Genomic DNA, 11,890 nt, shown 5'->3' with positions numbered 1-11,890 from the left:
CTTCAGGAACGGTTGTTGAGCATTAAATTTAAGTGGTAGCAAAGGCACAAACAGGAAAAACGGTTATCACTCCATGCACTCTCAAAAACAGACAGTAATATAAATTCTATTCAGATAACAAACGTTTGACTAGTTCTGATTCACTATAGGTATTCTGCGAACAACATGGGACAAAGAAAAGATATTTTTTTGAACCTGAATACTTTTTTTGCAATGATTAAATTTTATAACACTCACACTATCACAATTAAACCGGAACAATCTTTTCCAGATATGGCACAAACGTAGTATTATGTGATAATACCTGATTCATTAATTTACAACGGTTACAATAATGGTTTGTTGACTAACGATTAAAGACATGTGAAATTAGTTTGTTAACTCAAATGGGGTAATACTTCCCGCATTTCAGTAATACTTTCAGATAACCAGTTAATCCAGACTTATATGAATAAGTGCACCTTCCTGTTCCTGCTATGCAGCAATGTAGCATGGGCACAGGTTGATCTTCCTACGGGCAGGGCTGTAGTAAGTTATCCTTTATTTAATTATGCCGGTGAAGGCAAGCTGACAGTATCAGTTGATCTTGAATATACCGGTGGTAACGGTATTAAAGTGAATGATCTTGCTTCCAATGTTGGCCTGGGCTGGACGTTGCAGGCCGGTGGGGTTATTAGCCGCAGTGCTATCGGGGAACCTGATGACCAGGTTGGCGGTAAGTTAGAAGGCGATCAATATGCTACGGGGAGGGCATTCAGCAGTTACAGTGCTACAGCTATGCCAGCCAAAGGCGGTTGGGTGCCTATGGAAGATTATAGCCAGCCTTTCTTCAGGCACGATGCGTCTGTTACAGATGACCGTGAAATGGATATTTTCACCTATTCCTATAATGGCAGGCAGGGAAGTTTTGTGGTGGGTACAGATGGGAGCATCAAGGTGCTGGATAATTCCAAACTAAGGATCGAGAAGATTACAGAGAATCTCAGCGCCAGCAAAATACTGACCCGCTGGAGTAAATTCATTATCATAGATGAATCGGGCATTCGTTATACTTTCAGTGAGAAAGTCCTTGACAGGATTATATTTTATGAGACCGGCGCTCAAAAGAAATTCTTCCTGGACCCTGCTCCGGCTAACCTGCAGACATATGTTTGCGGACAAAATTATAAGATCACAAACTACTATGCGGTCAATAACTGGTACCTGTCTGAGATCAGTGATCCGCTTACGGGTAAGAAGATCACGTATACCTATGAGGATTATGAGCTGGAGTATATTTCCGGATTACAGGGGTCTTACAATATCAATATACTTGATAACGGGCAGCAGCAGATAGTAGCTCAGAGAATCACTCCGAGGTATAAGGGTATTATGAAGCGGTTGACCGCGATAAATATGCCTGACAATAACCAGGTAGTATTTAGCTATTACACTGCGCAAAGAGCCGATCTTCCGGGTGACAGGGCTTTGCAACAAATATCCATCCACAGGAATGGGCAAACAATTTCGGGGTACCAGTTCGATTACCAGTATTTCTGTCTGACAGATATCCGGGACTTCAACTATGGCTTCACTCCTGCCGAAGCTGAAAGTTCAAGGTTATGTCTGAAAGCCTTCAGGAAGTTGGGGAGGAATGGGGTTGCAGATAACCCTTACCAGTTCACTTATAATACCGGTTCGTCAGGCGTACCGGCCAGGAATACTCCGGCTATTGATCACTATGGATATTTTAACGGAGGAACGTATTATCCTTTCGATACAGACATACATCATTACGCCAATGTTCAAAGGTTATGTATTCCGTCTAACCGGACAGTAATAGGGACGATCAGTATTATGGGAGCAGGAACATTAACCGGCATCAAATATCCCAGTGGAGGGGCTCTTACGTATGAATACGAAGCTAATACAGCTCTCAATGGAACTACGAGTGTCCGGACCGGGGGTATAAGAGTGAAGAAGACCATAGAATCTGACGGAGTTGGAGCCAGTAGCGCTGTAGTGAAAGAATACAGGTATGTGCTGGAGGACGGACAGACATCCGGCTGGGGATATGAAGCTCCCCGGTACCTGGATACGGCATATAGCCGGCTTATTATTCCGGCAACAGGTTCTTACCGGGCCGCCAATATGGCTTATGCTGTTGCAGTACCGGTGACGGAAGCTCTCTTTGCCGCATATTCACATAATGCACTTGCTGGGGTTAGCAGGAATGCGGTAGAGGCCGGGATGGCTTCAACAAAGGTGAGCAGTATTTATTCATCCCTGGTCACATCGCTGGCATTAATAGCTATTACATATGTGGTGCAGGACATTTTCCCTTCAAGCCCGGTGAATGTAGCCAGGACGTCGCAGGTGTATCTGAGCGCGCATCCGGCTAATCAGAATCCGCTGCCGGCGCTTTATTCAAGGGTGGAGGTTTATGAGGGGGATGTTACGGACAATATAGGGAAAACAGTTTATGAGTTTACGTCAGATAAGGATTTTGCGGTCAATTTTCCTGCACAAGGGCAGGTTTATGCGCTTAAACAAAGAAGTGTACCATGGCTGTATGGGCTGATAAAGAGGAAACTGATATTTAATAAGGCCAATGAGCCTGTACATGAAACCTATAATAAGTACAGTGCTAATATTTCCAGCGAAGCTGTCTATACGTATGCATCGACAAGTTACAAACCAGATCTCTATATAATTTGTCCTTCCGGTCAGTTTGCGTCAAATGCCAGCCTTGTCAGGTTCAGGACAGATAAATACTATCCTGTTACCGCCAATATACAGCTTTCGTATACGGTAGAAAAGAGCTTTACCGGACCTGATAGCAAGGTTAGAAAAGTAGATTATGAGTATGACCCGGTGTATTATAATCTCAGAAAGGTTTCGACACTTAACAGTCTTAATGAGAGAGAAGAAAAGCGCATTTATTACCCATATGACTATCCCGGTATTGCTGTTACAAAGCTTATGACAGACAATCATATCTATAATATTCCTGTTTCTTCAGAAAGCTGGTTGTATAAGACAGGTAGTGAGGAAGTGATGACAGGTGCAGAAGTCACTGAATTTATGCAGACAGCCTCCGGATCAATCAAACCCGGAAAAGTCTATCTGCTGGCTACGAGCCAACCATTGTCCAAGGCTGTAACCGGGGAATTCAATCCCTCCGTTCCTGTGAGAAATGCGACATATTTTAAAGAGGCGGTCAGCTATACTTATAACAGTGCCGGTTATTTAGTATCTGCCAACGCCCTAAACAGGCAGACCACTTATATCTATAATGATAATAATGAGAAGATAATAGCACAGGCATATAATGCTGCTGTTGCAGATGTAGGTTATAGCAGTTTTGAGCCTGGTGCTATGGGAACATGGGATGTTCCATCATCCGGCAGTATTCGGGTACCGTCTGTACCCTCCGGCGATTATTGCCTGAATATGGCTATGGGCCAGAGCATCACTAAAACCGGGTTAGATGCAGATAAGAGCTATATTCTTTCCTACTGGAAAAAAGATGGCAGCGTACATATATCCGGTGGTGTCAAAACAAATGAGAAAGAGGTAATGGTAAAGAACGGCTGGATATTGGTATCTCTCAATATCAAGCAGGCAACGGCTATTACTATAAGTGGCAGTGGTATGCTGGATGAATTGAGATTACATCCTGCTGAGACGTTACTTTCATCGACAACTTATGATCAGTACTACAATATTATTTCGCAAACGGGGGCGGATCATATTAGTACCTATTACAGCTATGATGATCTGGGGAGGTTAACCGCTGTTCACGATGCAGATCGCAATCTTATCAATGCCACTGAATACAGGTACTCCGGTAATTAAAGAATCAATATGAGAATAATATACTTATTTGTTGCCTTGCTGGCTTCAAACTTGTCTTATGCCCAATGCAGCCAGATTGGCGCGGTTGACGTTGGAGTTACCAGGAATTATAACATTGCTTCAACGGCTACCAGGATACACTGGAATGTGTCAGCTCATGGCACTGTGATAGGCGAAAATGCCGGCACCATCATCACCATTCAATGGACCCAGGCAGGAGAAGCCACACTGGCAGTGGATTATTACATCAACGGAACGCGTTATACCCAATGCTATAGCGTTCCGGTATTGTCACCATTAAATGGTGGTACTATCGGCAGTAGTATACAGACGTTTGTAACAAACCAGGTGTTGTCCTATACAAGTTTCAGGAATGTGCAGTCCGCTTCGGGTAGCTGGGGGGCTTTTAATAATACTCCATACAATTATCAATGGGAAGAGTCTTATAATGAGAATGACTGGCTGCCTGTTTCAGGCGCCATTAGCAGAGACTGTACAGGCAGTACTTTCTTTGACAGAAAGTTATTTATACGGAGAAAAGTCACCAATAGTACGAGTGTTGCCTATTCAAATATCATCAGCGTGGACCTGGTCAGCCTTTTAAACGGTGGGGAGATCACTGCTCCGCAGATAATACAGCCTGGTTCAATACCTGCTAAGCTGGTGACTTTAACCAACGCCAGCGGCGGCGCAGGAGGTTATACTTTTCAATGGGAAACCAGTGAGGATGAAACCAACTGGAATATCATAACGGGAGCTACCGGCGGTGACTATCAGCCGCCTGCGTTGACGCAGACCACTTACTTCAGAAGGAAGGTATTTTCTTCAGGACAATCGGCTGCCAGCAATAGTGTGCAGATACTGGTTAAATCCCTGGCATCCGTTAATATGCCCGATGCGACAGTGGTACAGGGCAGCGAGCCGGTAATATCCCCGCCCAATTATACCAGTTTGAATACCAGTAACCTGAACAGCATTATATCCTATACGGTTTTAAGACCTGGTATATCGACTCCTGAGCAGGCAAAAGGGTTAACCGGGAAGCGGGATATAATGAAAGGTACTGTTTATGTAGATGGACTAAAACGTGAACTGGAATCTGTAGCGCAAAACATAGGACCTGCCTCCGAAGACCTTGTATCGTTTATGCAGTATGATCAATATGGCAGACAGCTTCTGAGCCATCTGCCTTACCTTGCACATACAGATGCCAATCAAAAAGGAAAATTCCGGACAGATATACAGACGGCACAACCTACCTTTTACAACAACTTTACACAGAACAAAGAAAATTTCTTTTACGGCAGGTCAGTTCCGGAAGCATCGCCGGCAAGTGGTACGGTAAAAGATTTCATACCGGGTAAAAGTTATAGTGGTAGTAATACCGGCACTACAGAATCCGTAAGAATAAATAATGCAAGTGAACATGTGCGGATATGGCGGATAAAAGATGACGATGTACCTGTTAGCCATGCGGAGTACCAGCCCGGTACGCTGACTGTCCGGGTTATCACAGACGTGGAGAATACCAGGTCCTGTCAGTATTCAGACCAAAACGGGAAAATTGTAATGTGTTCCCGACAGGGAATTACGCCTGCCTGCCAGGATGAACTCAGGACATACTATGTATATGATGATATGGACAATCTGCGCTATATCCTCCCTCCGATGGCTATAAAATCGTTTGGAGATTCTCCCAGCTGGGATTTTGGAGGCAATAACGCGCTTAAGAACCTCTGTTATAAATACTATTATGATGCTAAGGGAAGGGTAGTTTCCATGGAAAAAGCAGGAATAGATGCACGATCTGATATTGTATACGATAACCGTAACAGGCCGGTGCTTTTACGGGATGCAGGTCTGATCAGCAGGAACAAAGGAGAATGGTTATTATATTTTTATGATGGGCTGGACCGCGTAGTAATGGTGGCTCTGTACACGAATACCGCTGCCAGCCGGGAAAGCCTGCAGGCATTGATGGATCAGGCATCTGGCAGTACGGGGATAACCGTCCGGACACCTCTATCTCCGGACCTTTTCATTTATAATAATGAAAATAAGCCTCAATATGTGGCGTCCAAAAGCGTTAATTTTCTTGGCAATTTTGACAGCGGGGATAATGCGGGCTTCGACGCTTATACTGATATCAGCGCTACTGAAACAACAGAAAGGTTTACTGTAAACAATCCATTACCTGGGTTAAGCAATTATACTCCCCTGATCATCTATTACTACGACAACTATGCCTGGGAGGGCGCCCTGTCATTCGACAGGCATTTTAGTCTTGATGCTGGTGGCAATCCCTATGCGGAGATTGCGTATTCACCATCTGCCAACACCGCTGGGAAGCTTACCGGTTATAAAACCAGTATTCCCGGTAAAACAGGCTGGACCAGGAGTACGCTCTATTATGATGATAAGGGCCGTATCCTCCAGCAGTTGGCGACGAATGTTACAGGGGGGACGGATGTCACTTCCTATCTTTATGATTATAATGGTAAACTACTTTCTTCTTTTAGCAGGATAAGTAATCCTCTTAGTGTTAAGGACCCTCTTATCTATGTAAGGCAGCGTATAGAATATGATGATAACGGGAACATAAAGCAGAAATATCATTATGCCGGCAATAACAGCACTCCTACAGATAAGTTAGTAGCGGAATATGCTTATGATGAGCTAAACAGGGTAAAGACTGTGATATTGTCACAGGGATTGGAAACACTCCATTACGACTATGACCTTCAGGGGCGTGTGAAAGGGGTAAACTCATCCTATGCAACGGGTAGAACGGGTGGCAATTATTTTGGAATGGAATTATCTTATGATAATGGCTTTTCAAGTAGAAAGCTGGATGGGAATATTTCCGGCGTTATATGGCGAAGGAAGGGAGATGGAGACGCCGCTCATGCGTACGGATATATCTATGATACCCATAACAGGTTGACTAAAGCAGCATATTCCCAGAATTCTTCCGGGAACTGGAATAGTAGTGAGGAAGATTATTCCGTTGACATACCGAAATATGACGACAACGGCAATATTCTTAAAATGAAAGAAGATGGTATGTTGCCAGGAAAGGTAAAAACGACGATTGATGACCTGACCTATCATTATACTCCGTCCAGTAACCGTTTAAGCGGGGTGACTGATACCCAGGGGAATAAAGAGCAGAATGATTTCAGGAATTACAGCGGACGTAATGATACGACAGATTACACATATGATGTAGCTGGTAATCTGCTTACTGATAAGAACAGGGGTATCAGGTTGACATATAACTATTTACTTGGTAAACCAGAGAGACTTGAAGTTAGCAATGATGCGGGCAAGTACATCTCTTATGTAAGAGATATAAAAGGCAACCTGCTGCAACGCATCGTTAACAATGGCTCCGTCCAAAATACATATACTTATCTGGGTGGTGCTGTTTATAAAAACAATGAACTACAATTTATCTTATCTGATGAAGGGCGGATCAGAAAGAATGCAGCGGGGGATTTTATTTACGATTACTTCCTTACAGATCATTTAGGGAATACACGTACAGTTATTACAGAAGAAACAAATCAATATTATTACAAAGCATCTCATGAGGATAATCCCAACCCGGCGCCTGTATTGCCGGAAAGAGAGTTGTTTGGTTTTCCTGCCGTGGTTGATGATATACCTTCAAATCATAAGTTCTATGATTATAATGGAAACCAGAACAGGAAGTTCATCAGGCTTAATTATAACGACGTAAACAGGAGAATAGGTACGGGAAAAGTATTAAGAGTAATGGCTGATGATCAACTGGAATTGGGAGTACTCTCCTATTACCAGACAAACTCCCCCGACAATAACACTCCTGATAAGCCTGTAAATGAAATTGTAAATCAGCTGGTTAATGTATTGCTTGGTCCTTCAAGTGTTGTTTCCAATGGTAAAGGCAATCTTCTTGAAGGCGTCAATGGAATAATTCTGAATCAACAGGATTTCAGCACTTTTGTTCGGAATAATCAAAACGATAATCCCGCTTCCACAGTGCCTAAGGCATATCTGAATTATACACTGTTCGATGATCATTTCCAGTTTGTAAATGGTGGGGCCATCAGGGTTAGTCAGCCGGGAGAAGTAGCTGCTTTAGCGAGTCAGTTGAGAGTATCGAAAAACGGGTACCTGTATGTATACACGAGTAATGAGAGCGGTACTGATGTTTATTTTGATGATCTGGTTGTAAAGCATAACACAGGGCATCTTTTACAGGAAAATAGTTATTACCCCTTCGGGTTACAGATAAAAGGGCTTAGCAGTGCGGCTATGAACAGGCCTCAGAATAACTACCTTTATAATGGTATAGAAAAAGTATCTGAATTTGACCTGGAGTTATATGATGCTTTCTATCGTACATTGGATCCCCAGATCGGCAGGTGGTTGCAGATAGATCCGGTCTCGGCTAAATATGCTTCCATCTCGGGATATAATAGTAACTTTAATAACCCGGTTAACTTTGCAGATCCTTTAGGTGATGATCCTCCCGGATGGCTTAAGTCTCTTAAGAGACTGGTTGGTAAGTTTACTGATTGGGTTGGTGGTGGTAGTGAAGTAAATGACGTCATAAACCTGGGGCATCCTGTTCAACTTAATGGTATCACTGTTAGCCCGGATGCTTCGCTAAGCATAGAATCTGCTCTTGTGACAAATTCCGGTATATTTGAAGGTCCGCGGACGTTTACTACAAGTAGTTATCTTGCTTTGGATGCCGCTATCAAACGGAAGGAGCTGTTACAGCAAGCTGCAGCTTTACGTAGTTTGTCGACCACATTGCATAAGTTATATGGTAATAATATTCCGGCGGCGCCTTCTGCTAATATTGGTACGGTAAAGGAATATATACCTGATTGGAAGGATAACTGGGCTGCGAGTGATAATTTTTTCGCTAAAGTAACATATGAGCCTGTTGACGGTGCATGGACCACGTTTCAGAGCTTGAATCCTTTTCTTGACCGTTCTGCGATAAGTCATATTGATGGGAGAATGGTTACGGAAGTAGAGCGAGTGAGAGGGTTTGTGAATGTGACGAGTACTTTTGCTACTGATTATGCAGGAGGTCAGGCATTTAAGGCTGTTGTTCCTTTACTTGCAAGTTTGCCAGCGAAAGTGATAACTGCTGGTAGATTTCCAAGGCTTGATTATAAATTTGGCAGACATGCAGACGAATGGTCTCAGTGGGGATCAATATCCAAAGCCGCATATTATAGTAGAGCAATACGATTAGCGGAAAGTGAAGTAGGTGGGAATATTATGGGATTTACGTCTAAAAAAGGTTGGATATTTAGATTTAATAGTGCAACAGAAGAATTTTTAACCGTACATCCAAGTGGATATATCGAAACATTTTTTCGTCCAGAAGAAGGACTGAAATATTTTTTGAACCAAATAAGAAAATATGGAAATTAACCGCTTTAATAAATATCAATGTCCCTGTTGTGGATATTACACTTTAGAAACTCAACCCGATAATACATTCCAACTTTGCCCGGTTTGCTATTGGGAAGATGATGGCATTCAACTTCATGATCTTGATTATACAGGCGGAGCTAATAGAGTAAGTTTAAATCAAGCACGGGAAAACTTCAAAAACTTTGGGGCGATTGAAGAACAATTTAAGGCTCTTGTAAGGGCCCCGAATGAAGATGAGTTATGAACTATGCAGTGCAATGGAGGGCAGCCATTTCATTCAATAGGTATGTTTTGTTCAGTTTATTCAGTGCTTAAAAATGTGTTGGGGAGATGAGAAAAACCGGATGGTTGTGTGTACCTTCGGTATGTTAGCTTTTAAGTAGAGATTTGTTAATTACACCAAAAATATCGAATATGATCCAGTTAAAAGAAATCAAGTTAGACCTGCAGAATGAAAAATTGTTGACTCCACAAGCGTATATCAAATTACTTAAAAAGAACAGGCCTGCTATTCAAAATGCTACCTTCATACCTCCTGTTTTAGGAAGTAATGATATCTGTGGTTGTGTGCGGGTAAAGTTAAAACCCGGATATAAATATGTCACAAGATAGCAAGCCAAGGTATACCCATGGTTCGAACTCAAACAAATTAAGTAGTGATACCGTAGTCAATGAAGCAATCCTTTATGAGCTTGTAACTAATCATAAAGAGGAAATAAAGTATAAGCAACTGGAATTACAGGTACGTGGTAAGGAGTTGGAACAGGCTCACGAACTTGCGTTGAAAAATATAAAACTCCAGGAAGAATATCTTCGAAATGTGCCAAGACATATATTCAAAACCAGATTATTACTTTATGCTTCATTGATTTCTGTAGTCCTGATTATAGCTGGAGTTTTTATCTATTGCATATATAGCGGTAATCAGGAAATTGCAATGAGAATTATAGAATTAACCGCAACTACGGTTATAAGTGGCGGTGGCGGTTATGCACTGGGTAGCCATAAAAAGGAGAAATCGAAAGAGCCATCTGTAGAAATTATTTGAAACTAATAATAATACCTTAGATCTTCATACCATAATACCAGTATCCATATACAAAAATGTAGTCATTCTCTTCTCAACCTTGGTTTTGTTAATCCTCTTCGCCCGGCAATAACCAATATTTGCATATAAAAATATCAATATATATCTATCTTTGAAAGATTGTTAAAAACAAACCAGATGGATAACGCAACCAGGGAAGTTAAAAGTTTTTTCAAGAGTCTTTTACCCTTTATTGCTTTAGGTATTATTTTTTTTGCAGGCACGATCTTTCTCTCTATCAGTGAAGACAGATATAAGGAAAAGCTAAAAGAAGCAGGCGTTTATGTAGTAGGAACTATTACAGAAGTAAGCAGTTCTAATAGAGGTCTTTCATTTCACGGTATATATTACTTTAAGAATAAAAAATATGAAATGAGGCAGAGCGCTTTCCGATCCTCCGTCCATTATGCAGGCAGGAAACTTTTTGTTGTAATATTACCGGAGGATCCCGAGAACTATGTAGTTTTATTTGATGAATATTTTCCTGATTGTCTGAAAAGCGAGGAGAACATGTACAAATGCTGGAAAGATAAGCCTGTATGCGATTAAATCCCAAAAGAGCTATCCTCTTTAAAAAGGACAGCTCTTTTTGAAAACTTAGCAATCAGTTATTTCTTCTGCAACTCATTCTTTACGGTCTTTATTACTAATCTTGTAAAATTCCCGGCCCTGGGTTTCATATCATCCTTTACAGAAGAAGAAACCAGCAATCCTGTTTTAGTATCTACAGTGATAGTTCCTTTCCTGGAATAAGATACCTGGATGTCATTATTGATAGCAGAAGCTGAGGACACCGCAATTTCCATATTATTCCCTTCCTCCGACTTCACTGTGTAATCTACTTTTAAAGGACCGATCTGGTGATTCTCATCCTTACTCCACTTGTCTCCCACTCCTACCGCCTCTTCGGGAATATAAGCAAGAGCAGCATCAAAGACCTTCCTGATCTCTTCATTATTAACCGTACCTTTCATGCTCTTTCCGAATCCCTGCATAAAAGCAGGATCTTCCTCTCCCATACCGGCAAGAACATTATTTATCAGTGTATCCACCCCGGTTACCTCATCTACCCGCCAATCAGAATTGATGTAAACGGTAAATGATTTTCCCAGCATACCCTCACCCATTTTACGCAGCCGCTCATTCTGCACACGAATTTCATCAGTAGCGCTCTTCATTACAAACTCTTTGAAGTCGTCCGAGTTAAAGCCGGTAAGATCATGCGTAAACAGGTGCTCCGTTCTCTGGTTAAGCTTCAGGTAAGTGGCTTTGAGCATTAACTTACCTTCCGGCGTCTTTCCTATTACACGCAGGAACCAGCTGGTTGAAAAATTCTGATTAATAGTACGCACCGCGTCTTCGTGAATGTCGGAAATAGCGGTGTTCCTGAAAATGTATTGTTCCCCTGGATTCAATGCCGGGATAATTGTCCTCTTAACCTGCCCGGACGAGATTGCGGAAATGAAGATAAGGCTCGTCAACAGGACAGTACTCTTAGTGGTCATAGGTATACGCTATTGGTTT

Annotated in this window: 6 protein-coding genes; 5 read left to right on the top strand and 1 reads right to left on the bottom strand. The window is 42.1% G+C overall.

The window, feature by feature from the left end; all coding sequences use genetic code 11:
- The first annotated feature begins 447 nt into the window (after window positions 1–447).
- From GO493_RS06815 to GO493_RS06795, 5 genes are all read left to right on the top strand, one after another.
- Window positions 448–3,837 carry an RHS repeat protein gene (locus GO493_RS06815; protein WP_157305388.1) on the top strand — a complete coding sequence of 1,130 codons (3,390 nt, stop codon included), beginning with the start codon at window positions 448–450 and terminating at the stop codon, window positions 3,835–3,837.
- A 9-nt stretch (window positions 3,838–3,846) separates the two neighbouring features.
- The gene (locus GO493_RS06810) at window positions 3,847–9,276 is read left to right on the top strand and encodes a DUF6443 domain-containing protein (protein WP_157305387.1); all 5,430 of its coding nucleotides are present in this window, start codon (window positions 3,847–3,849) and stop codon (window positions 9,274–9,276) included.
- Entirely contained in the window at window positions 9,266–9,523 is a 258-nt protein-coding gene (locus GO493_RS06805) for a CPCC family cysteine-rich protein (protein WP_157305386.1), read from the top strand. The genes GO493_RS06810 and GO493_RS06805 overlap by 11 nt, the downstream gene beginning before the upstream one ends.
- Window positions 9,524–9,877: 354 nt before the next feature.
- Window positions 9,878–10,327: a hypothetical protein gene (locus tag GO493_RS06800; RefSeq protein ID WP_157305385.1), complete on the top strand. Its 450-nt coding sequence runs from the start codon at window positions 9,878–9,880 to the stop codon at window positions 10,325–10,327.
- Window positions 10,328–10,504: 177 nt separating this feature from the next.
- A complete protein-coding gene (locus tag GO493_RS06795) occupies window positions 10,505–10,915 on the top strand; it encodes a hypothetical protein (RefSeq protein ID WP_157305384.1) in 411 nt (136 codons plus the stop codon).
- A 59-nt stretch (window positions 10,916–10,974) separates the two neighbouring features.
- Here the strand turns inward: GO493_RS06795 and GO493_RS06790 are convergent, their stop codons facing one another.
- Window positions 10,975–11,871 carry a DUF6263 family protein gene (locus tag GO493_RS06790; RefSeq protein ID WP_157305383.1) on the bottom strand — a complete coding sequence of 299 codons (897 nt, stop codon included), beginning with the start codon at window positions 11,869–11,871 and terminating at the stop codon, window positions 10,975–10,977.
- Window positions 11,872–11,890 lie beyond the last annotated feature (19 nt).

It is taken from the genome of Chitinophaga tropicalis, from assembly GCF_009758205.1.
Lineage (GTDB): Bacteria > Bacteroidota > Bacteroidia > Chitinophagales > Chitinophagaceae > Chitinophaga > Chitinophaga tropicalis.
This window is presented reverse-complemented; position numbering and strand designations above follow the sequence as displayed.

Excerpts from the sequence above, each read along its gene's own strand:
- GO493_RS06815 (WP_157305388.1), top strand. The coding sequence starts at position 448 with ATGAATAAGTGCACCTTCCTGTTCCTGCTATGCAGCAATGTAGCATGG.
- GO493_RS06810 (WP_157305387.1), top strand. The coding sequence starts at position 3,847 with ATGAGAATAATATACTTATTTGTTGCCTTGCTGGCTTCAAACTTGTCT.
- GO493_RS06805 (WP_157305386.1), top strand. The coding sequence starts at position 9,266 with ATGGAAATTAACCGCTTTAATAAATATCAATGTCCCTGTTGTGGATAT.
- GO493_RS06800 (WP_157305385.1), top strand. The coding sequence starts at position 9,878 with ATGTCACAAGATAGCAAGCCAAGGTATACCCATGGTTCGAACTCAAAC.
- GO493_RS06795 (WP_157305384.1), top strand. The coding sequence starts at position 10,505 with ATGGATAACGCAACCAGGGAAGTTAAAAGTTTTTTCAAGAGTCTTTTA.
- GO493_RS06790 (WP_157305383.1), bottom strand. The coding sequence starts at position 11,871 with ATGACCACTAAGAGTACTGTCCTGTTGACGAGCCTTATCTTCATTTCC.